The organism is Vibrio rumoiensis, assembly GCF_002218045.2.
Taxonomy (GTDB): Bacteria; Pseudomonadota; Gammaproteobacteria; order Enterobacterales; family Vibrionaceae; genus Vibrio; species Vibrio rumoiensis.
Genome location: NZ_AP018686.1, coordinates 478,033 through 500,053 on the forward strand (window position 1 = coordinate 478,033; position 22,021 = coordinate 500,053).

Annotated in this window: 23 protein-coding genes and 2 pseudogenes; 14 read left to right on the forward strand and 11 right to left on the reverse strand. The window is 42.2% G+C overall.

Annotated elements, in window-relative coordinates; translation table 11 throughout:
- Positions 1–147: 147 nt before the first annotated feature.
- The 11 genes and pseudogenes from VRUMOI_RS14590 to VRUMOI_RS19775 all read right to left on the reverse strand — a co-directional run.
- Positions 148–2,208 (reverse strand): annotated as a pseudogene (locus tag VRUMOI_RS14590) (type I secretion system permease/ATPase); the annotation flags it as partial.
- 8 nt (positions 2,209–2,216) lie between these two features.
- Entirely contained in the window at positions 2,217–2,381 is a 165-nt protein-coding gene (locus tag VRUMOI_RS19265) for a hypothetical protein (RefSeq protein WP_162598423.1), read from the reverse strand.
- A gap of 224 nt (positions 2,382–2,605) precedes the next feature.
- Complete coding sequence (locus VRUMOI_RS14595; protein WP_110410711.1) at positions 2,606–2,788, reverse strand: EAL domain-containing protein; 183 nt, start codon at positions 2,786–2,788, stop codon at positions 2,606–2,608.
- A gap of 68 nt (positions 2,789–2,856) precedes the next feature.
- Positions 2,857–2,988, reverse strand: coding sequence for a hypothetical protein (locus tag VRUMOI_RS19645; RefSeq protein WP_269459993.1), 132 nt, complete (start codon positions 2,986–2,988; stop codon positions 2,857–2,859).
- Positions 2,989–3,103: 115 nt separating this feature from the next.
- Entirely contained in the window at positions 3,104–3,235 is a 132-nt protein-coding gene (locus tag VRUMOI_RS19650) for a nucleotidyl cyclase domain-containing protein (RefSeq protein WP_269459994.1), read from the reverse strand.
- 321 nt (positions 3,236–3,556) lie between these two features.
- Positions 3,557–4,111, reverse strand: coding sequence for a LapD/MoxY N-terminal periplasmic domain-containing protein (locus VRUMOI_RS14600; RefSeq protein WP_162598424.1), 555 nt, complete (start codon positions 4,109–4,111; stop codon positions 3,557–3,559).
- A 103-nt stretch (positions 4,112–4,214) separates the two neighbouring features.
- A pseudogene (locus VRUMOI_RS14605) lies at positions 4,215–5,611 on the reverse strand (HlyD family type I secretion periplasmic adaptor subunit).
- A gap of 393 nt (positions 5,612–6,004) precedes the next feature.
- Positions 6,005–6,253, reverse strand: coding sequence for an IS66 family transposase (locus tag VRUMOI_RS19760; RefSeq protein ID WP_408646299.1), 249 nt, complete (start codon positions 6,251–6,253; stop codon positions 6,005–6,007).
- A gap of 86 nt (positions 6,254–6,339) precedes the next feature.
- Positions 6,340–6,510, reverse strand: coding sequence for a hypothetical protein (locus tag VRUMOI_RS19765; protein WP_408646300.1), 171 nt, complete (start codon positions 6,508–6,510; stop codon positions 6,340–6,342).
- Between the two features lie 212 nt (positions 6,511–6,722).
- Positions 6,723–7,163 (reverse strand): hypothetical protein, encoded by a 441-nt coding sequence (locus VRUMOI_RS19770; RefSeq protein ID WP_408646314.1) that lies wholly within the window; start codon positions 7,161–7,163, stop codon positions 6,723–6,725.
- Positions 7,087–7,284, reverse strand: coding sequence for a hypothetical protein (locus VRUMOI_RS19775; RefSeq protein ID WP_408646301.1), 198 nt, complete (start codon positions 7,282–7,284; stop codon positions 7,087–7,089). Before VRUMOI_RS19775 ends, VRUMOI_RS19770 begins: the two co-directional genes overlap by 77 nt.
- 181 nt (positions 7,285–7,465) lie before the next feature.
- Between VRUMOI_RS19775 and VRUMOI_RS14615 the strand changes: the two genes are divergently transcribed.
- The 14 genes from VRUMOI_RS14615 (at position 7,466) to VRUMOI_RS14680 (ending at position 21,928) form a co-directional block, all read left to right on the forward strand.
- On the forward strand, positions 7,466–8,443 hold the full coding sequence (locus VRUMOI_RS14615) for an IS630 family transposase (protein WP_110410713.1): 978 nt from the start codon (positions 7,466–7,468) through the stop codon (positions 8,441–8,443).
- Positions 8,444–8,707: 264 nt separating this feature from the next.
- Positions 8,708–9,265, forward strand: a complete 558-nt coding sequence (locus VRUMOI_RS14620; protein ID WP_110410714.1) for a hypothetical protein — start codon at positions 8,708–8,710, stop codon at positions 9,263–9,265.
- A 313-nt stretch (positions 9,266–9,578) separates the two neighbouring features.
- On the forward strand, positions 9,579–10,328 hold the full coding sequence (locus VRUMOI_RS14625; RefSeq protein WP_110410715.1) for a hypothetical protein: 750 nt from the start codon (positions 9,579–9,581) through the stop codon (positions 10,326–10,328).
- Between the two features lie 65 nt (positions 10,329–10,393).
- Complete coding sequence (locus VRUMOI_RS14630; protein WP_110410690.1) at positions 10,394–10,882, forward strand: hypothetical protein; 489 nt, start codon at positions 10,394–10,396, stop codon at positions 10,880–10,882.
- Positions 10,827–13,136 (forward strand): hypothetical protein, encoded by a 2,310-nt coding sequence (locus VRUMOI_RS14635; RefSeq protein ID WP_110410716.1) that lies wholly within the window; start codon positions 10,827–10,829, stop codon positions 13,134–13,136. Before VRUMOI_RS14630 ends, VRUMOI_RS14635 begins: the two co-directional genes overlap by 56 nt.
- On the forward strand, positions 13,108–14,046 hold the full coding sequence (locus VRUMOI_RS14640) for a hypothetical protein (RefSeq protein ID WP_110410717.1): 939 nt from the start codon (positions 13,108–13,110) through the stop codon (positions 14,044–14,046). The genes VRUMOI_RS14635 and VRUMOI_RS14640 overlap by 29 nt, the downstream gene beginning before the upstream one ends.
- The gene (locus VRUMOI_RS14645) at positions 14,022–14,243 is read left to right on the forward strand and encodes a hypothetical protein (protein ID WP_110410718.1); all 222 of its coding nucleotides are present in this window, start codon (positions 14,022–14,024) and stop codon (positions 14,241–14,243) included. Before VRUMOI_RS14640 ends, VRUMOI_RS14645 begins: the two co-directional genes overlap by 25 nt.
- 39 nt (positions 14,244–14,282) lie before the next feature.
- A complete protein-coding gene (locus tag VRUMOI_RS14650) occupies positions 14,283–15,257 on the forward strand; it encodes a hypothetical protein (protein WP_110410719.1) in 975 nt (324 codons plus the stop codon).
- Positions 15,208–16,494 (forward strand): hypothetical protein, encoded by a 1,287-nt coding sequence (locus VRUMOI_RS14655; protein WP_110410720.1) that lies wholly within the window; start codon positions 15,208–15,210, stop codon positions 16,492–16,494. The genes VRUMOI_RS14650 and VRUMOI_RS14655 overlap by 50 nt, the downstream gene beginning before the upstream one ends.
- A gap of 57 nt (positions 16,495–16,551) precedes the next feature.
- Entirely contained in the window at positions 16,552–16,893 is a 342-nt protein-coding gene (locus VRUMOI_RS14660; protein ID WP_162598425.1) for a hypothetical protein, read from the forward strand.
- Complete coding sequence (locus VRUMOI_RS14665; RefSeq protein WP_162598426.1) at positions 16,868–17,905, forward strand: hypothetical protein; 1,038 nt, start codon at positions 16,868–16,870, stop codon at positions 17,903–17,905. Before VRUMOI_RS14660 ends, VRUMOI_RS14665 begins: the two co-directional genes overlap by 26 nt.
- Before the next feature lie 99 nt (positions 17,906–18,004).
- The gene (locus tag VRUMOI_RS14670; RefSeq protein ID WP_110410723.1) at positions 18,005–18,763 is read left to right on the forward strand and encodes a hypothetical protein; all 759 of its coding nucleotides are present in this window, start codon (positions 18,005–18,007) and stop codon (positions 18,761–18,763) included.
- A 31-nt stretch (positions 18,764–18,794) separates the two neighbouring features.
- The gene (locus VRUMOI_RS14675) at positions 18,795–20,927 is read left to right on the forward strand and encodes a hypothetical protein (RefSeq protein ID WP_110410724.1); all 2,133 of its coding nucleotides are present in this window, start codon (positions 18,795–18,797) and stop codon (positions 20,925–20,927) included.
- Positions 20,843–21,928, forward strand: a complete 1,086-nt coding sequence (locus tag VRUMOI_RS14680; protein ID WP_162598427.1) for a hypothetical protein — start codon at positions 20,843–20,845, stop codon at positions 21,926–21,928. Before VRUMOI_RS14675 ends, VRUMOI_RS14680 begins: the two co-directional genes overlap by 85 nt.
- The last annotated feature ends 93 nt before the right edge of the window (positions 21,929–22,021 follow it).

Below are 22,021 nucleotides of genomic sequence, written 5' to 3' on the forward strand. Positions count from 1 at the left end.
AGCTGATGTTGGTCTAGAAACAGTACTAGTTGCTGCTTGCGCCTGATCTTCGCTTGGTTTTGGCTCGGAAGCAGAAGGTGCAGCATCACTTGTTTTGGCCTCTAGTGTTGGTGATTTTTTAGCAACAGTCGGTGCTGATTTCTGTGACTTTCCAGAGCGAAGTGCTTGTAATACTTTATCTCTAGGGCCGTCGGCAATGATTTGGCCTTGTTCCATGACTATTAAACGATCGACTAAGTCTAACATGCCAGTTTTATGCGTAATTAAGATTAGAGTTTCACCTTTATTAAAGTTACGCAATTGGCGCTTGATGAACATCTCCGTACGGTTATCCATACTACTGGTTGGTTCATCCATGATCATTACTGGTGGTTTACCTAATAGTGCACGCAATGGCAATCGCTTGACGTTGACCACCAGATAAAGCGGCACCACCTTCGCCAATTTGTTTTTCTAAACCAGCGCTGTCCTTTTGTGTAAAGCTTGTTACGCCAGCGCGTTCAGCGGCAAGAATGATATCTTTATCACTGGCAAGAGGGCGTCCAAGTGCAATGTTGTCACGAATGCTACCGTAAAACAGAGTAATATCTTGCGGTACACAACCTAAATTACGGCGTATATCGATCTGATGTAACTGCTTAATATCTGTATCATCAATTAAAACGGTACCTGAGGTTGGTTGGTATAATCCCATCAAGATACGCTCTAACGTCGTTTTACCTGAACCAATACGACCGATAATACCAATGCGCTCACCTGGATTAATTGTCAGGTTAATATTTCTTAACGAAGGCGAGGTTGCATTCGGGTAGGTGAAGTTCACATTATCAAATTGGATCTTACCTTTGATAATAGGACGGTGGATATAACGCTTGCCCGGTTCTTGCTCAGTTGGCATTTGCATTAAGTTGTCGATAATACCCATCGCAGATTTTGGCTTGGTTATAGCGAGTTGATAGCATCGCTACTTGTATCATCGGGCTGCTGCGTCCATTAGCATGGTAGCTGTATTAAACCACCCATGGTTAGTCGCCATTTCCTATTAAGTAAACACCGACAACGATCATTGCTACGTTCAAAATTGTTGAACGAACCCGCTGTATTTTTGCAGTGAATCTGTGTGACGACGAGACTTTAAGCTCCAGTTTTGCCATGTTCTTCCCAACGATATTGATACTGACTTTCAGCACCAAACATTTTTAATGTTTCAAGACCAGATAAGCTCTCAATAAGATTTGAGTTTTTGTGAAGCTGCGAGAACCTTCTTCAATAGTGCGTCTTAATGGCTTTGTACAATAAAACTGTAACTGATCAGAATCACACCAATTAAAGGAACTATAATGGGCCTGCAATGAATGCAATTACGAGCATAAATAACAGAGCAAATGGCAATCAATTAGGAGTGGTAATACTAGCAGAGGTAAAGAAATCTCTGATTGATTCAAATTCTTGCATGTGTCTTGCAAAAGCACCAACGGAAGGGGCTTAGATTCTAGACGACCCATTACATGACTAAAGATTTTTGAAGAAATCAAAATATCCGATTTCTTTCCCGCCACATCTAAGAAATAGCTACGCATCATTTTTAAAATAAAATCAAAATGAAGATGATAAAACACCAACAGCTAGTACCCAAAGTGAGTCATAGGCCATAGGGAACAATTTTTTGTCATATACTAAGCGTGAAAATAATGGGCACTTATGGCAAAGATATTAATTAAGATCGAGGCAATGAATACGTCGCGGTAAATTTTACGTGATTGCCACAGCGTGCTCCAGAACCAATGACGACCATCGTTGTTTTCAGAACTTCAGGGGACCTTTCATCGTAACGAAGCTCTTTTAACCAAAAATAGTTGGCCTGTGTATTGTTTATTAAGTTCTTCTAAACGAACCCATTCTTGAGTGTTGTCATCATTTTGCGACAAGATTACTTCAGCTTCGTTCTTCTCGTAATCGACAGACAAGATAACGCATGCGTCACCATTTTTAAGCAATGCAACTCGGTAAAAGTAGTGGTGGTAAATCATTAAGTGGCAACTCTTCAAGCTTAGCATTTAAGCCCGCGGTTGCTGCAGCGCGGGGAATAAATGTACAGTTAGTAAAACCATCTTTGAGTGGTAAGCCTGCAACGAGCGCGTCAGGTGAATTGGCTTGGCCGTAATAACGACTGATATAATCGAGCGAATTTAATAGCGGATCTTTTATGGTATTTATTATGCCTGACCTTCAGTAACATTATTAATTTGCTCAGTAACAAAACCTTGGAAACCACCAAGTTCAAGTTCGATCAGTTTGTTTTTCTGTTCTATTGTTTCTACGAGAAGCAATAGTGGTGATTGATAAGTTGGCGGCAGTACGTGCAATGGAGAAAACAACATCTGCTTTTTCGTTATCATCTATTTGAGTAGTAGTAAAAAATCAATTTGACATAAGCAGGGCGGTAGGCATTGAGATAGTCAATCGAACCAAAGTTATGACCAAAGTTATCGATACCAAAACTGTATTTATGTGAAGTAATGATGTTACACAGTAGTTTGGTGTTATTCTGGCTGCTTAATAAAAGCAAATTTCAGGAATCTCAAACAATATGCGGTTGGCATATTCAGGATTGCTTTCCATTTTGGCTTAACCAGCGCATAAAGCCAGTATCATTAACACTGCTTTGAGTTAAGTTAACTGCAATTGGATATTTCGGATCGTATATATCGACGACTTGCTCAAATACTGCGTCGATGATGTACATATCAAAGTCTTGGCCTTTATCTAGGCTTTCAAGGGCATTCAAAAGCTACCTGCTGAATAGCGAGTGTCGTCTTTTTGTATAGCAGCAATACTTCTTGGTGGAGCATTTGATTATTGCTGTCGATAGCTTTCTGGTAGTTGAAAATAAATTTTATTAGCAATGGCTTCATCTACGATGGCTTTCCATTGTTGTTTACCAAAGTTTGGTTGGCTTTCATCACTGTCTGCAAGAACCAAGAACATTGGTTCTTCGCGATTGCTGAGCTTGTACTAAAGCCGTTATCAGCGCGAGCAAGGATCTGAAATATCGTCAGTTTGTTTCATAATTAAAGCAACAGCAGCTTGAAGTGGGGCAATATCATGGATCGTTTTGTAATTCGGCGACACGGTTAAGCATAGCGCGACCCAACTCAAGCATATCTTCATCTGATATGTTTGGAGCTAATAGCATAAACTCAGAATTGTTTAAACGAGCAATATTGAACTCCATCTGAAGAAATTTCCATTAATGATGCAGCAAAGCTACGAGTCAGTTCATCACCTTGGATATATCCTTCTTTTCATACACGTCATCAAGTTGATCGACCTTGAGAAGGCAATACCACCTGTTGACCCGCTTTCAATCCAAGATTTAAGTTGAGTCATCATGTATTTGCGATTAGCCAATCCTGATACTGGATCTTGGTACGCACGAACACGTAGTTTGTTTGCTTCTTCTGATTGTTGTTCAAAAAGTGTGTACGCAGTTGCTTGGTTATATTTAGAGGTTTCCAATACTTCATCAAATTTATTGTTAGCAAGATTTTGAGCGCTAACTTGGATAATCTGTAACGGTACTAAAATTCGACGGAATACTATCGATAATCCTACAATCAGAATCACGCCACAAAATGTTAGAGCAAAAAAGAATAGATTTAGTGTTATTCCACAGCTTTTCATAAACAAAGGTAGGGCGATTGATTACTTTTAGATTGGCTAATGGTTGCCAGTTAGAGCTGATTTGTACCGTTTTCTGGATAGGTTTAATATTCGATAATGTCATAAACCAACTAGGTATAGAATTTTTGGGTTCTTTGAAATTGAGCTTAATGGCTTCACTCGATGTAATTGATATCAGAGTTGTCGATTGATAGTTATGATTATCAAATATTTTCTTGATAATAGTTTGAGCTTCTTCTTCTAAGTCGTCACCTTGTAGATAAGGTGAAAGAGCAAAAGTGGCAGCATTTAATGTGTCATCGAAGCGAACCGTTTGTTGTTCGATTAAGTCGTTACGCGTGTGATGGAATTCAAGGGCAAATAAAACTACGGATATAGTGATAAAAATCCCCATACTCCAAGTTAATAGCTGTTTGTACAATGTCATATCATTTCTCATTAAATAATTATGGTAATAGACCAAGAGAGATAAACTGATTTTTTCGACTGAAAACCAACTTGCAGAAATCGTTATAATGACTTGATGATGCTTATTGTTCTCTTAGTGCAGAATTGGTGGCTTTGAGAACCGGTTTTAATAGGTAGCCCATTACGGTGCGTTTGCCGGTAATAATATCGGCCGAGGCAGTCATACCAGGAATAATTGGTAAGGATGCTCCGTCTTTATTGGTTAAAGCACTTTCATTGGTTCGAATTTTAACCTGGTAGAAGCTATTACCTTCGTCATCTTGAATCGTGTCTGCACTGATTGTTTCAACCGTACCTTCAAGGCCACCGTAGGTAGAGAAGTTGTAGGCGGTAAATTTAATTAATGCTGGTAATCCAGGGTGTAAGAAACCGATATCTTGAGGGGCAATTTTCGCTTCAATGAGTAAGGTATCTTCTGTTGGTACAATCTCGATTAAATCCATACCAGGCTGGATAACTCCACCGATAGTATTGATATAAATTTTTTGAATAGTGCCGGTAACAGGTGAGGTAACGACGGTGCGGTTTACTTTATCTTGTAATCCAACTTGAGATTCACTTTGGCTAGATAATTGTGCACTGACCTTATTTAATTCGTTTTGATTATCACTACGATACTTTAGAGCAATGTCTAAGTATTTTAATATCGCTTCATGGACTGCAGATTCAGCAACCGATCTGCATTTTTGGTTGAAGTCAAATCACGACGAGTATCAATCAACTGACGACGTAATTTTAACAATTCAATTTCGGGGACCACGCCATCTTTTGCTAATGGCTCTGTTATATTAAATTCGTGACTTGCCACATTATAACTACTTTGTAGGCTTCTATAACGTGAGCGGTTTTCATCTAGTTCACGTTGTTTTTGTGTGACCTGTTGTCTTGCAACTGACAATTGGTTCTCAAGGTTAGACACGTTACCTTGATATTCACTTAACTGACGAGTAACCAATATTGGGTGCTTTTTTGCAAAATCTTCATCGAACATAGGAAGAATTGACTCATCTACAATAACGCTATCTTCCCAATTACTGGTTTGCTTCGCTTTTTTCGTATCAATTTTTACGGCAGAAATTTGTGCTTTTAGACGAAATTGGTCGGCTTGCATATTGGCAATATCAGAAGCTTTGCCTTGAAAGTCAGAGCGCGCTTGTGTGTCATCAATTAAAAGTAGACGTTGGCCTTTTTTAACCGGTTGGCCTTCACGAACAAGCACTTGTTTAACAATACCACCCTCAAGGTTTTGTATCACTTGCATCTGAGTGGATGGAATAACTTTAGCCGTTCCTGTCGTTACTTTATCAAGCTTAGTCAGAGATGCCCAAATGATCGCGATAATAAAAAAAGCCACGATTGTCCAGAGCATGATTTTGGTCGTATAAGTGGTGCTTAGCATTAATGCTGATGACTTATCATCGACGAAGTCTAGTTGTTCGGTGGTGAGTTTTTTTTTCATTGAATTACCAAGAGCAAGCGAAGCTTATTACCCAATAGATAGTGTTGTGTTAGTCATGCGTTAGTGATGAACTATTTTATCATCAACTTTGTAAGAATAATCACTGCGATAAATGATGACATCTTTTAATTTATATTATATAGAAATAATGTTTTAAGTCACCTATATTCACAGTTGCGAATATATTAATGATTATATACCCGTGATCATTGAAGATGCTTGATTTTATCCTTGAACAGGATCATGCTACCAAACATGAAAATAGAACTTTCCAACCAAAAAAAAACGTAATCGTTCACCAAGGTAACTTGACTCGATATTAACGGGGAACAGCCTATAGATCAAAGATGTTGGGGTACGGTCTCTTCGCCACAACAGCCGTGATGATCTCACTCAACACTGACATTGCCGACAAGCCACGTTTTTGCAGGTTTCGATGAGGGTATGTATCCTACTGCGGAATTTATCGCCTGCATCCGAGGTCGTTCCGAAGCTGATTTTCCTTTGGATTACAAAACCTCTAATACATCGCTCAGCTTCATTATTGGTTAAGGATTGACACTTTCTTGAGGAAAACCCACAAGCTCTCTCTATGTTTGAGCAGTAACTTGCATCGCCCCCGATATCGCTTGACCATGACATCAGTCCCTTTGCTCAACCAATGATCGAACGATTTCTGCAACCTACGCATTCTTCGTAAGTATAGCGCATAATTTAACTCATCTTGTTCATAACGATGCCGAGTATGGAAAATGGCGTTCGTCAGCAAACAAAGATGTTCTGCCAATATAAGCGGTGTGGCCACCGCCACTATAATCCGCCATTTGCTGAAGGTTACGCTTCACATGTGCCCAACATAACTGATGACGGTCTGCGGCTATCCAGTTATAGCTAGGCACTGGTCGCTGACCACAATGCCTGCATAGTCTTCATCAATGACCTTTTCGCTGATGAGGTCGAGCGCGAATAAAGTATTTGCTCATAGAAGGTCATCACTTGCCACTAACCAACACCAGCGAAGGCTTTGTTCATCATTTCTGTGATGAGAGGTCTCGTCAGCATGAATCAAAGGCGCTCTTTAATGCTTGTTTTATCGCTTGATGTAATGGCGTTAGCATTGAAGCGACTTTCGTTTGAGCGCTGATCGCGCCAACTGAAAAGGTTGTGCCAAGCTGTTCTTTGAGAAGAGATTGATTTTTCGAACACTGAGGTGATATTGCCCCGCAAGAACCCCAATGTAACTTAATAAGTTAGGCCCTATAATCCCTTGTGATGCATCGTCAGGCTTTTGAGCTTTGACGGCTTTGCAATGCCGACATTGACCTGAAAATAAACGGTATTCGGTGATATCGACAGTGGGCTTGGGAATATCAAAGACTTGGTGTCGGTAGTAAGGGCCGTCATGAACATCAATGTCAGACTGTTCGCAACAAGGACAACTATCAGGGAAGCAATCAATAATGATATCCGTGTCTTTAACGGGGAAAGTTTTCGTTGATGCCCTGTGTGGCCTTTTTAGCTCCTCTCGAATTGCGACCACCAGAGCTTTCATCTTTTTCGCTCATGGCGATCTTTAGGACTGTCTGATGAGGGCGATTTTGAAGAGTTTTGGAGCTAGTGGTAAGCTTATCTTCATAGTGCCTGAGCTGCTCCCACAGCTCATCAATAAGCACCTTAGCCTCATTCAGATCAGAGACTTTAGGTGGTGCGTCTTGGTATTTAGGAGCTTTTTCTAGTCATATAACTATGATGAAGCTCAAAATGATCACTCAATACCTAAAGGATCAAGTGCTAGAGGTCACAGTTTTATGTCAATAGGGTTTGGTGAACACTTACGAAAAACAACTTGAACGGATGCACGATTCATCTCGTGACCGTCGAGTATGTGATCGTATCAAAGCTGTCGTGCTTGCTTCTGAAGGTTGGTCTGTTTCTATGATTTCGCAAGCATTGCGAATTCATCAAACGACGGTGACTCGTCATATCAATGACTATTTACAGTCTGAAAAATTAAAACCCGAAAATGGTGGCTCACAAAGTAAACTCAATGCCGATGAAACGATGGCATTAATTGAGCATCTTGCTGAAAATACCTTTCATACTCACCAGATTGTTGAGTACGTCCAGAATCAATTCCAAGTCACTTACACTGTCGCTGGAATGAATAAATGGTTACACCATAATGGCTTTTCCTATAAGCAACCTAAAGGTGTTCCACACAAACTTAATCCTGAAGCTCAAGAAGCTTTTATTCAGCATTATCAAGAGCTGAAGCAACTCAATGAACCGATTTTATTTATGGATGCAGTGCATCCAAGCCAAGCGACTAAAATCACTTACGGTTGGATCCGCAAAGGTGAAGATAAAGTAATTGAAACGACCGGTAGCCGTACACGATTAAACTTTGTCGGTGCACTGAATCTAACGGATATATCTACGACAGTGACCGAAAGTTATGAAACGATTGATAGTGAAAGTATTGCCCGTTTCTTTTGGAAACTGAAAAAAGCTCATTATCCATTAGAGCAAAAGATTCATGTAATTCTCGATGGTGCCGGTTATCACCGAAGTCAGCTGGTAAAAGATTTTGCTCGGATGCTCAATATCGAACTGCATTATTTGCCCCCTTACAGTCCAAATTTGAATCCAATAGAACGACTGTGGAAGGTCATGCATGAGCATGCCAGAAATAATGTTTACTTCCCGACAAAAGCATCCTTTAAGGATGCAATAAATCGATTTTTTGATGTGACTTTGCCCAAAGTTGCAGGCTCACTGACAACTCGAATTAACGACAATTTTCAGGTTTTGAAATCTGCAACTTCAAGTTAATTGGGTATAGACTGTTATGTCCTACATTACCTACATGATGTTTGGATTGGTTAAAACAGTGAATAAAACGATTGTTAGTGGTATAATTACAATCGTTTTATTTCTATCTAGCAGAACTATTGTTTAACCTCTATTGTGATATAAATATAGAGGTGTTCTTACTTTTAAGCTTGTTTATTGCTGCTTTAAGATTAAATTCCTATAAATATAAGATTGGCTTATCCTGGTTTTAAGGAAACAATCAACTAACAGATTGAGTTATCTATGGAAAATAATATCCCTTCTTCAAATGTCACCAATGTTAACGTTGAAAGTGGTTCAGTTTTTGTCATTAAAGCTGGTCAGGGAGCTGTATTGGTTACAGGAAATTATCAGTTGAAGTCTGATGAGGTTTTATTGGTGACTCCAGAGGCAAACGCAACTGTCTCTGGACAAGGACAACAAGTACACATCCATAATACTCAATCGGCCGTATCTATTGTACCAAATGCAACTGGGCCTGTGGCGACTACATTGGGACCACAAGTTCAAATTAACGCTGAAAATGCACAAAATGCGAATTTTACTGAATCGGATATTGCGAATATCCAACGCTCGGTAATGAACCTGCAAGATCCTAGTCAAGATATTATGAACCCTGTAAATTCGGATGAACAAGGTTCTCAATCAAATCAAACTGATGATATTGCCGCTATTCAGCAAAGTATTTTGGCAGGACAAGATCCAACTCAAGAAGCAGAAGCACCAGCAGCAGGTGAGGGCGCGGGCGACACCGCTAATAACTCTTTGTATCGATTGACTACAATTATGACGCTGTTTTAACTCACGCGGATACGATACTAAAGGTTTTGAACGTGAATACCGTGATGAAGAAGATGAACGAGGCGTTCTTATTGCTGACGGTGGTGAAACCTTGCCGTTGAAGTTACAGAAGGTGATTTAGACAGTGGTGGTGGTTACCCAACTGAAAGTATAGCTTCGGTTGTAGTTGAAAAAGGTACCTATGCTCTTGATCCAAATTCGTTTTATATCCCGAAGAAAGCGTAGATTCTTTACTTGGTGAATTAAATTCTGAGATCACATCAGGTGGTGAACCTGTTGTATTTACGATGCGGAAACCAATACTTTCACGGGTATGCAAGATGGTGAACCAGTCGTTTCATTTGATGTTGATTTCGTTGCCCTACCCAACGGTGATGTAACCGTTTCTATTACCACAACGGTTAATCAACCTATCGATCATATTTCAGGTGACACCACAGGTATAGTGAGTAATCAAGGGGATGATATTCATATTGAATTCCCAGTATCGGGGATGGATATCAATGGTAATGAAATCAAAGAACCGATTAATATCGAAATTGATGTTAATGATGGTGCCAATGAACAATTTGGTACCGACTCAGGCACCACGATCAATGAAACTGATGACCGTGATTTAATTGTAGATGGCCAAGTACCATTGGATCTTGGTAGTGATGAAATTGCCACTATTACGTTTGATCCAAACCAACCCTCATTAGAAGGGTTAACGAGCAATGGTGAACCTACAGAATATACCGTTGATGGTAATGTAGTAATTGTAACAGATATTAATGGCGAACCAGTTTTAACTGTTGAGGTTCAGACCGATGGATCTTATACCGTTCAAGCCACTGGTCCACTTGACCAGGATGCAGACGATATAATAAATCTAAATTTAGGTATTACTGCAACAGATGATGATGGTGATACTGCTAACGGTACAATTGTTATCAATATTGAAGATGGTGAGAATGTTGATGTTAGTGACGTTGTCACAATAGCTGAGGGCGATCTGAAAACCCAGCAGCAGGTAACGCATATCCTGTACATGGCACGAGTAGCGTTACCATTACTGCAATAGATGATAACTTAAATCCTTCTACATTACGTTTAAGTGAAGAAGGCAAAGCCCAGCTAGTTTCTGGAATGGGTAAAATTACGATCCATAATGGTCAGCCAATTGAATTTACCATGACCACCGATGAAAACGGTGTGGTAACCATTTCTGCAGTCGATGGTGATGGAAATCCAGTTTTCGATATCACCATGACGCCAACCATGTCTGAAAATGGTGATGTGACGGTTGTCACCAATGTCAATCAATATCAACCGCTTGATGAAAAAGAGGGTACTGGAGATACAACCGGTCTTATCACCAATAATGGTGACACTATTTCGGTTGACCTACCGCTAGAAATTGATGACACCGATGGTGATACTTCAAATGTTGATATCACGGTGAATTTTGTTGATGGTGAAGATCCAAGTTTTGGTGACAATACCGAGATTGCTGAGATCACTGAAAATGACGGTGAACAAACGGCCAATGGCAGCATTGAATTTGACCAGGGCAGTGATTATGTTGACCAAATTGTCTTTGACCCAAGCCAACCGTCTCACTGGCATCACCAGTAATGGTGAAGCGACTCACATTGATACTGCGGCACTGGCAAACGATCCAAGCACGTTAACCTTGTTGGATGTTGATAATAACCCCGTGATGAGTGTGACCATCGATGCGGATGGTAATTACACGGTGACGCAATACCAATCGATTGATCAAGATGACAGCGACATCACCAACATTGCGTTGAATGTTTCTGGTACGGATGACGATGATGATACCGCGAATGGTACCATCAATATCGTGATTAATGACGGCGCGAATGCTGCGGATGTGAGCGATACGATTGAGGTCATCGAAGGTGATGTTGATACTGGTGCCGTGGATGCGGATGGAAACCCTGTCCAAACCTACCCAGTCGAAGGCCATGGCTCAATCACGATCGCATCGCCAAGTGATAACTTGGTCGCAAGCTCACTGCGTTTAAGCGAAGCGGGTAAAGCCGCTCTACAAAATGAGATGTCAGAAGTCACCATCAACGGTGGCGATCCAGTTGAGTTCAGCATGACGACCGATGACAATGGTGTGATCACCATCACCGGTGTGGATGGCGAGGGCAACCCAGTTCTTGATATCACCATGACGCCAACCATGTCTGAAAATGGTGATGTGACGGTTGTCACCAATGTCAATCAATATCAACCGCTTGATGAAAAAGAGGGTACTGGAGATACAACCGGTCTTATCACCAATAATGGTGACACTATTTCGGTTGACCTACCGCTAGAAATTGATGACACCGATGGTGATACTTCAAATGTTGATATCACGGTGAATTTTGTTGATGGTGAAGATCCAAGTTTTGGTGACAATACCGAGATTGCTGAGATCACTGAAAATGACGGTGAACAAACGGCCAATGGCAGCATTGAATTTGACCAGGGCAGTGATTACGTTGACCAAATTGTCTTTGACCCAAATCAACCGTTCACTGGCATCACCAGTAATGGTGATGCGACCAGCTACAGTGTTGATGACAACACATTAAGTCTAGTGGATGCCGATGGCAATCCCGTGATGGATGTAACCATTGACGCGCAAGGCAACTACACGGTTACGCAATACCAACCTATCGATCAAGATGACAGTGACATCACCAATATTGCGTTGAATGTTTCTGGTACGGATGACGATGATGATACCGCGAATGGTACCATCAATATCGTGATTAATGACGGCGCGAATGCTGCGGATGTGAGCGATACGATTGAGGTCATCGAAGGTGATGTTGATACTGGTGCCGTGAATGCGGATGGCAACCCTGTCCAAACCTACCCTGTAGAAGGCCATGGCTCAATCACGATCGCATCGCCAAGTGATAACTTGGTCGCAAGCTCACTGCGTTTAAGCGAAGCGGGTAAAGCCGCTCTACAAAATGAGATGTCAGAAGTCACCATCAACGGTGGCGATCCAGTTGAGTTCAGCATGACGACCGATGACAATGGTGTGATCACCATCACCGGTGTGGATGGCGAGGGCAACCCAGTTCTTGATATCACCATGACGCCAACCATGTCTGAAAATGGTGATGTGACGGTTGTTACAGACGTCAATCAATACCAACCATTAGATGATAACAATGGCACGGGCGATGACACAGGCGATATGATGGGGTTAATCATGAATAATGGTGACACTCTTTCGGTTGACCTGCCGCTAGAAATTGATGACACCGATGGTGACACGTCAAGCGTCGACATCACGGTGAACTTTAAAGATGGTGAAGATCCAAGTTTTGGCACCGATAGCGGCGCGACTATAACTGAAAGTGATGACATGCAAAGTGCCACCGGCTCAATCGAATTTGACCAGGGCAGTGATTACGTTGACCAAATTGTCTTTGACCCAAGTCAACCGTCTCTCACTGGCATCACCAGTAATGGTGAAGCGACTCACATTGATACTGCGGCACTGGCAAAGGATCCAAGCAGGTTAACCTTGTTGGATGTTGATAATAACCCTGTGATGAGCGTGACCATCGATGCGGATGGTAATTACACGGTGACGCAATACCAACCGATTGATCAAGATGACAGCGACATCACCAACATTGCGTTGAATGTTTCTGGTACGGATGACGATGATGATACCGCGAATGGTACCATCAATATCGTGATTAATGACGGCGCGAATGCTGCGGATGTGAGCGATACGATTGAGGTCATCGAAGGTGATGTTGATACTGGTGCCGTGGATGCGGATGGCAAACCTGTCCAAACCTACCCAGTCGAAGGCCATGGCTCAATCACGATCGCATCGCCGTGATAACTTGGTCGTAAGCTCACTGCGTTTAAGCGAAGCGGGTAAAGCTGCCCTACAAAATGAGATGTCAGAAGTCACCATCAACGGTGGCGATCCAGTTGAGTTCAGCATGACGACCGATGACAATGGTGTGATCACCATCACCGGTGTGGATGGCGAGGGCAACCCAGTTCTTGACATCACCATGACCCCGACCATGTCTGAAAATGGTGATGTGACGGTTGTTACAGACGTCAATCAATACCAACCATTAGATGATAACAATGGCACGGGCGATGACACAGGCGATATGATGGGGTTAATCACGAATAATGGTGACACTCTTTCGGTTGACCTGCCGCTAGAAATTGATGACACCGATGGTGACACGTCAAGTGTCGACATCACGGTGAATTTTAAAGATGGTGAAGATCCAAGTTTTGGCACCGATAACGGCGTGATTATAACTGAAAGTGATGACACGCAAAGTGCCACCGGCTCAATCGAATTTGACCAGGGCAGTGATTATGTTGACCAAATTGTCTTTGACCCAAGTCAACCGTTCAATGGCATCACCAGTAATGGTGATGCGACTCACATTGATACCGTGGCACTGGCAAACGATCCAAGCACGTTAACCTTGTTGGATGTTGATAATAACCCTGTGATGAGCGTGACCATCGATGTGGATGGTAATTACACGGTGACGCAATACCAACCAATCGATCAAGATGACAGCGAGATCACCAAAATCGCCCTAAATGTCTCGGGTACGGATGACGATGGTGATACCGCGAACGGTACCATCAATATCGTGATTAATGACGGCGCGAATGCTGAAGATGTAAGCGATGAAGTTACCATTGAGGAAGGTGATCTTGAAACCCAGCTTCAGGTAATGAATACCCAGTGCATGGTGAGTCTTCTAAGTTAATTCCAACGCCAAGTGATGATCTTGACCCAAGTACTTTACAGCTTACTGATGAGGCAAAAGCCACGTTGTTTGGTGATGGTACCGATCAAAATCCGGGTGAATTATCCGAAATTCCTCAGGCGGCCAGCCCGTTGATTTTGTTTCTGTTGAAAATCCGGATGGCAGCTTTAGCATCGTGGGGACGGTTGATGGTGTAGAGGCCATCACGATAAGTTTTGAAGTGGTACAAGGTGAGGATGGCGAGTTCTACATCAACACCACTGTCGACCGCTTTACCACTGGATAATATCAATAAAGATGGCGATACCTCTGGTTATATCACCAATGATGATGATGTGATTTCGATTGATCTTCCATTGGAAATCTCCGACACCGATGGTGATACTTCTAATATCGATATCACCGTTAACCTAAAAGATGGTCAAGATCCGTCTTTTGGTGACAATACCGACATAGCTCAAATCAATGAAACGGACGATATCCAAACGGCCAATGGCAGTATTGAGTTTGATGAAGGAAGTGATCAGGTTGATGAAATTGTCTTTAACCAAGAGCAAGCTGAAGATGCATTTGCCGATATCACAAGTAATGGTGAAGAGACGACAGTATTAGTTGATGGCAACACCGTTACACTCAGCGATCTAGACGGTAATGATGTCTTAACGGTGGCTATTGATGAGAATGGCAAGTATGTCGTGACGCAATACCAACCTATCGATCAAGATGACAGCGAGATCACCAAAATCGCCCTAAATGTCTCGGGTACGGATGACGATGGTGATACCGCGAAAGGTACCATCAATATCGTGATTAATGACGGCGCGAATGCTGAAGATGTAAGCGATCAAGTTACCATTGAAGAAGGTGATCTTGAAAACCCAGCTTCAGGTAATGAATACCCAGTGCATGGTGAGTCTTCTAAGTTAATTCCAACGCCAAGTGATGATCTTGACCCAAGTACTTTACAGCTTACTGATGAGGCAAAAGCCACGTTGTTTGGTGATGGTACCGATCAAAATCCGGGTGAATTATCCGAAATTACCTCAGGCGGCCAGCCCGTTGATTTTGTTTCTGTTGAAAATCCGGATGGCAGCTTTAGCATCGTGGGGACGGTTGATGTAGAGGCCATCACGATAAGTTTTGAAGTGGTACAAGGTGAGGATGGCGAGTTCTACATCAACACCACTGTCGACCGCTTTACCACTGGATAATATCAATAAAGATGGCGATACCTCTGGTTATATCACCAATGATGATGATGTGATTTCGGTTGATCTTCCATTGGAAATCTCCGACACCGATGGTGATACTTCTAATATCGATATCACCGTTAACCTAAAAGATGGTCAAGATCCGTCTTTTGGTGACAATACCGACATAGCTGAAATCAATGAAACGGACGATATACAAACGGCGAAGGGCAGTATTGAGTTTGATGAAGGAAGTGATCAGGTTGATGAAATTGTCTTTGACCCAAATCAACCGTCTCTCACTGGCATCACCAGTAATGGTGAAGCGACTCACATTGATACTGCGGCACTGGCAAACGATCCAAGCACGTTAACCTTGTTGGATGTTGATAATAACCCTGTGATGAGCGTGACCATCGATGCGGATGGTAATTACACGGTGACGCAATACCAACCTATCGACCAAGATGACAGCAACATCACCAACATTGCGTTGAATGTTACTGGTACGGATGACGATGGTGATACCGCGAACGGTACCATCAATATCGTGATTAATGATGGCGACAACGCAGCTGATGTGAGCGATGAAGTTACTATTGGCGAAGGGGATTTAGATAATCCAGATAACAGTGAAGGCAGTGCCCATCCAAGTTATCCTGTCAGTGGTAGCAGCTCTATGACCATAGAATCGCCAAGTGATGATCTGGTTAATACTAGTTTGACTATTGATGAGACGGTCAAAGAAGCTTTAAAAGCGGAATTAAACTCAGAAGTGACCACAAATGGTGGAGATAAAGTGACTTTTGAGGTGAGCACCGATCCAACGACTGGTATCATCACAATCACTGGTGTCGACAGTAATGACAATCAGGTGCTTGATATTACTATGACACCAACGATGGGTGCCAATGGAGATGTGGTCGTAACTACCAACGTCAATCAATATCAGCCACTCGATAATAATGATGGCACAGGAGATAGCAATGGCTATATCGCCAACAATGGTGATGTGATTTCGGTTGATATTCCAATGGAAATCTCCGACACCGATGGTGATACTTCTAATATCTATATCACCGTTAACCTAGAAGATGGTCAAGATCCGTCTTTTGGTGACAATACCGACATAGCTGAAATCAATGAAACGGACGATATACAAACGGCCAATGGCAGCATTGAATTTGACCAGGGCAGTGATTACGTTGACCAAATTGTCTTTGACCCAAATCAACCGTCTCACTGGCATCACCAGTAATGGTGAAGCGACTCACATTGATACTGCGGCACTGGCAAACGATCAAGCACGTTAACCTTGTTGGATGTTGATAATAACCCTGTGATGAGCGTGACCATCGATGCGGATGGTAATTACACGGTGACGCAATACCAACCGATTGATCAAGATGACAGCGACATCACCAACATTGCGTTGAATGTTTCTGGTACGGATGACGATGGTGATACCGCGAATGGTACCATCAATATCGTGATTAATGACGGCGGGAATGCTGAAGATGTAAGCGATGAAGTTACCATTGAAGAAGGTGATCTTGAAAACCCAGCTTCAGGTAATGAATACCCAGTGCATGGTGAGTCTTCTAAGTTAATTCCAACGCCAAGTGATGATCTTGACCCGTACTTTACAGCTTACTGATGAGGCAAAAGCCACGTTGTTTGGTGATGGTACCGATCAAAATCCGGGTGAATTATCCGAAATTACCTCAGGCGGCCAGCCCGTTGATTTTGTTTCTGTTGAAAATCCGGATGGCAGCTTTAGCATCGTGGGGACGGTTGATGGTGTAGAGGCCATCACGATAAGTTTTGAAGTGGTACAAGGTGGGGATGGCGAGTTCTACATCAACACCACTGTCGACCAAGCTTTACCATTGGATGATATCAATAAAGATGGCGATACCTCTGGTTATATCACCAATGATGGTGATGTGATTTCGATTGATCTTCCATTGGAAATCTCCGACACCGATGGTGATACTTCTAATATCGACATCACCGTTAACCTAGAAGATGGCCAAGACCCGTCCTTTAGTGATGACAGTGAAGCCGTTGTTATTACCGAAACAGATTTTGACAATGTTGACCCTGAGACCGGAGAAGTAACTCAAACGCCAGGTGAATCAACAGGTAAAATCCCAAGCTTTGATATGGGCTCAGATGAAATAGCATCGATGACCTTTGATGACCCTCAAGGTGATGATTCAGGCTTAGGTAATATTACTTACGATGGCGGCAAAGAAACCGACTATGAAGTGGATGGTAATACCATTACCGTCACCGGTGAAAATGATGAACCCATTCTAAGTATTACCGTTGATATAGATGGTAATTACACCGTTACGCAATATGAACCTATCGATCAAGATGCAGGGGATGTTGACCTTAATCTTAGCGTCACTGCAGTGGATGATGATGGTGATAGCGCTTCGGGCAGCTTTAACATTGTGATTGTCGATCCAGAGGGAGTCGATGTTACTGATGAGGTCAATATTACCGAAGGTGATCAGGAGAGCTGGACTGAAGGAAACGCTTATCCAGTATCAGGTAGTAGCTCAGTCGTCATTGATTCCTCTAGTGATGATCACGCCCTGAGACCTTACATATTGATCCAGAAGTCTCTACAGCTTTGGAAGCCGAACTTGATGGCTTAACCAGTAATGGTCAACCGATTGACTTTGAAATCACTACAAATTCAGATGGTACAATTACGATAACGGGTACTTCGGGGCTCGGATGTCTTAACGATGAGGATGACTTCAACCGTTGATGCAGACGGTAATGCCACCATTACTACCGATGTTGTTCAAAATGGTCCAATTGATCACGAAGATGGAGATGGTGATAGTGAAGGCTATGTGACCAACAACGGTGATAGCATCAGTATTGATGTGCCCTTAGTGATTGATGATGCAGACGGCACACCAAATAATGTTGATATCACGGTTAACATTGAAGATGGCCAAGATCCGTCGTTTGGTAAGGACACAGGTGCAACACTAGAAGAAGGTACTGATGGAACAGATTCAGCATCGGGAGACATTAATGTTGATACCGGCAGTGATGATGTTGTCGATGTACGATTTGGTGCCGACCAATCACAATTAGATGATCTGACTAGTAACGGTCAAGATACCTCTGTTGTAATCAGTGATGATGGTCATACATTAACCATTGTTGATGCAGATAATATTCCGGTTATGGAAGTGACTATCGATCAAAATGGTCATTATGAAGTAGAGCAATTCCAGCCGATCGATCAAATTAATGAAGATAATGATACTTCAGATATTCCTATCAATGTTGAAGTCGAAGATGCTGACGGAGATGTAGGTAAAGGAACGATCACCATTCATGATACCGATGGCGATAACGCACAAGGTGGAGGTGACATTGATGCTGGAATGATCGAAGGTGACCTCACCCAGATTCCGATCCAGGTGATTCAGAAGGTTATCCGAAAACAGCACAAAGTGGTTCAACTCACGTTGATGCTGGATCAGATGACTTAGATCCAAACACGGTACAAGTGATCCTACTGTAATGGATGACTTGATTACAGAGCTCAACACTGAAATTACCACAGAAGGTGGCGGTTCAGTTGAGTTCTCATTTGATCCTGAAAACAACACATTAACCGGTGTGGATGCTAATGGTAACCCTGTTTTAGATTTCCATCTGATTGCAACACCTACTGAAAATGGTGGTGTTGATATTAGTGTTGATATGACGCAATACCAACCAATCGATCATGTAGATGGTGCTGGTGATACTGACGGGTATGTCCATAATGATGGTGACAACATCACCATCAACATCCCAATCCAAATACAAGATACTGACGGCGATTACATGGATGAGTCCATTGATTTCAACGGCACCATAACGGATGGTAAAGACCTTGAAATCGATAGTGCTGACAACATCAGTGTTAACGAATCTGATATTGATAAAGGTGGTGATAATCACGCGGGTTCAACACCAGGACAAAGTGGTGAGTCAGCAACCGGCACGATTACTATTGATTCAGGTAGTGATGAAGTGAATCACTATGAAATTGATGTTAATGCTTTTAATGAGAAAAACTCAGATAGTGAAGGCAATAGCAACATAACTTCGGGTGGCACCGACGTTATTTTAGTTGATAACGGTGATGGCACATATTCAGGTGTGCTAGTCGATGATAATGGTAACCCAACGGACGATGATGTCTTCAAAATCAGTTTTGATAACACTAATGGTAGCTATACCTTTGAAGTGACAGGCGCGATTGATCAACCACTTGATAATGGCAATGGTGGACAATCGACCAATATCGTTATACCTATCCATGGCGTCGATGATGATGGTGATAGCAGTAATACAATTGATGTCAATGTTACTGTTAATGATGATGTACCAACTGCGCAAGATGTGTCTGGTGAAGCGATTGAAGAAGGTTCAGGCCTACAAGATTTAGGCAATATTATTGCTAATGAAGGGGCTGATGGTGCCACTGTTACCGGTATTAAAGACAGTAATGGCAATGTTATTGAGCTAAAAGATGGTGATTATGACACCGTTTATATCGACTCAGATGGAAACATTTCTGATACGGGTGACGCTGCCGAAGCTTATTATGCCGTTCCTGTAACGGATGGTGGTGAAAGTATTGGTACCTTATATGTGTCAGAAAATGGTGATATTAAGTTCGAGCCTGTCGATAATTTAGATCATGATGGCAAAGATTACAGTGGTGACTTTGAATTTGTGATCACGGATGGTGATGGCGACACTGATACCGCTGAAGTGACGGTTAATGTTACTGATGAAGGCCCAAGCTGGGAAATTAATGGTGGTAGCTATAGTGGCCATGAGGAAGATGGGCGCACAGATACAACGGGTCTTGATAATCTGGATGGCGTGCCAGATGAGACTCCAAATGGCATTCCGATTGAAATGCAATTGAACGTGGGTGATAGGGATGAAGGAGAGACCATCATCAACCCTGATAACCCAGAACAGAGTACCGTTGTCATAACACCTCCAGAAGGAGGCGCTCATGGTGAGTTTATGTACGATGGTGAGCCACTTGAAACTGACGCTGATGGCAATTTCATCATACCAGCAGATGCATTTAGTTTAGTCGATAATGGTGATGGAACTTATAGCTATGAACTGTCTGGTGTAACGTTTGTACCCGATTCAGATTTCTCAACCGTTGATGGTAACTTAGAATTTGGTGTACAAGCGGAAGTTATTGATAACGATTCAGAACAATCCGGTCAGACAATCAATGGCAACTTCAACATCACGGTTGAAGGTGTTGCCGATACACCAACATGGGATATGGATAACACTGATCTCTATTATGAGACCGGTGAAGACAGTGACAATGTAAAACTGAATATAGATGTTGATCTGAATGATAATGATGGTTCAGAAACCCTAGAATACCACCTTGAAATAAAAGAAGGTGAAGGGGACATTTATGTTGATGGAGTAAAAATAGAGCCGGATGAAAATGGTGTATATACCATTTCAGCTGATGATATCGATAAAGTGGAAGTTGACCCTGCGGATGACTGGTCAGGTGAAATGCAAATCGATGCTTGGGAACCAGTACCGAAAGTGGCGATACGGTTGATGGCAAAGAAACAGCCGAATCTGATCACCAAACGATTGTCATCGATGTGACTCCAGATGCTGATGAAGTCAGCTTGAGTACGAATAACAACATCAAAGTCGATGAAGATACTGCTATTCAGTTATCGGATGTGATTACCAAGGCGCATACTTCGGTCGATGACGATGGTTCAGAAAGTTACTTTGTGCGTATTTCAGGTTTACCAGAAGGCGCGACAGTATGGGGCGTAGATGATGAAGGGAACCCTGTAGAACTAGAGCCAAATGCAGACGGTTTCTATGTGATTTCTTTCGATGATATTGATGATACTGTCATCATGCCACCGCCACAAAGTAATGACGATTTTACTTTTACCGTTGATGGAATGTCGGTTGATAACGCCGATCTGAGTGATACGGATCTGAATGATGAAGATACTTGGGCTGGCCAAGATAGCACTGAAATCAATGTCGATATGCACGGTGTTGTTGATGACCCATCCATTATTGCCAATGGTGATTGGGAGGTTTCTGATGATGGTAAAACGATCTCAACCACAGTGGATGAAGATGGTACAGCTACGATAGATTTCGGCTTTATTTCTGGTGAGTACACAAACACCGATGGGCATGGCGCAGTATCGGAAGATACAGATTCATCTGAAAAAATCACTTTCACAACATTACAAGACATCCCAGAAGGGGTGTATTTTAGCGATGCTGATGGTAATCCATTAGAACCGACACTCGTTTCAACCAATCCAGATTTATACCAATTTGATGTTGATTCATTGAACGGTATTCAAATTCATACCGATAGCAATAGCGCGGATGATATTGATATTCCAGTACGTATTGTGGTGACGGAAGATGACGGTGCTTCGAAAGAATTTGAATATGATATCCATATTAATGTTAATCCTGTCGTTGATGGCGTCGGTAGAGATGAGAATGGTGACCTAGAGGAATACAACACCACATCAACGGGTAATGAAGATGAGTTAGTTAAACTGAATTGGGATCCTACTGCGCAGTTTGTCGATAATGACGGCAGCGAAAAGTGGTTGGATTAACCATTAATGGGTTTGAGAATTATCCTGATGGTTATGCAATCGTTATTGGTGATGAAGTACTCACCCTGATGAAAACGGTTCAATTACCTTAAC

Coding starts and splice junctions, on each gene's coding strand:
- VRUMOI_RS19265 (WP_162598423.1), bottom strand. CDS start 2,381: ATGTTGTTTTCTCCATTGCACGTACTGCCGCCAACTTATCAATCACCA.
- VRUMOI_RS19645 (WP_269459993.1), bottom strand. CDS start 2,988: ATGTTCTTGGTTCTTGCAGACAGTGATGAAAGCCAACCAAACTTTGGT.
- VRUMOI_RS19650 (WP_269459994.1), bottom strand. CDS start 3,235: ATGGAGTTCAATATTGCTCGTTTAAACAATTCTGAGTTTATGCTATTA.
- VRUMOI_RS14600 (WP_162598424.1), bottom strand. CDS start 4,111: ATGACATTGTACAAACAGCTATTAACTTGGAGTATGGGGATTTTTATC.
- VRUMOI_RS19760 (WP_408646299.1), bottom strand. CDS start 6,253: ATGTCATGGTCAAGCGATATCGGGGGCGATGCAAGTTACTGCTCAAAC.
- VRUMOI_RS19770 (WP_408646314.1), bottom strand. CDS start 7,163: ATGAAAGCTCTGGTGGTCGCAATTCGAGAGGAGCTAAAAAGGCCACAC.
- VRUMOI_RS14615 (WP_110410713.1), top strand. CDS start 7,466: ATGCACGATTCATCTCGTGACCGTCGAGTATGTGATCGTATCAAAGCT.
- VRUMOI_RS14620 (WP_110410714.1), top strand. CDS start 8,708: ATGGAAAATAATATCCCTTCTTCAAATGTCACCAATGTTAACGTTGAA.
- VRUMOI_RS14625 (WP_110410715.1), top strand. CDS start 9,579: ATGCAAGATGGTGAACCAGTCGTTTCATTTGATGTTGATTTCGTTGCC.
- VRUMOI_RS14630 (WP_110410690.1), top strand. CDS start 10,394: ATGGGTAAAATTACGATCCATAATGGTCAGCCAATTGAATTTACCATG.
- VRUMOI_RS14635 (WP_110410716.1), top strand. CDS start 10,827: ATGTTGACCAAATTGTCTTTGACCCAAGCCAACCGTCTCACTGGCATC.
- VRUMOI_RS14640 (WP_110410717.1), top strand. CDS start 13,108: ATGGCTCAATCACGATCGCATCGCCGTGATAACTTGGTCGTAAGCTCA.
- VRUMOI_RS14650 (WP_110410719.1), top strand. CDS start 14,283: ATGGCGAGTTCTACATCAACACCACTGTCGACCGCTTTACCACTGGAT.
- VRUMOI_RS14655 (WP_110410720.1), top strand. CDS start 15,208: ATGGCGAGTTCTACATCAACACCACTGTCGACCGCTTTACCACTGGAT.
- VRUMOI_RS14670 (WP_110410723.1), top strand. CDS start 18,005: ATGACTTCAACCGTTGATGCAGACGGTAATGCCACCATTACTACCGAT.
- VRUMOI_RS14675 (WP_110410724.1), top strand. CDS start 18,795: ATGGATGACTTGATTACAGAGCTCAACACTGAAATTACCACAGAAGGT.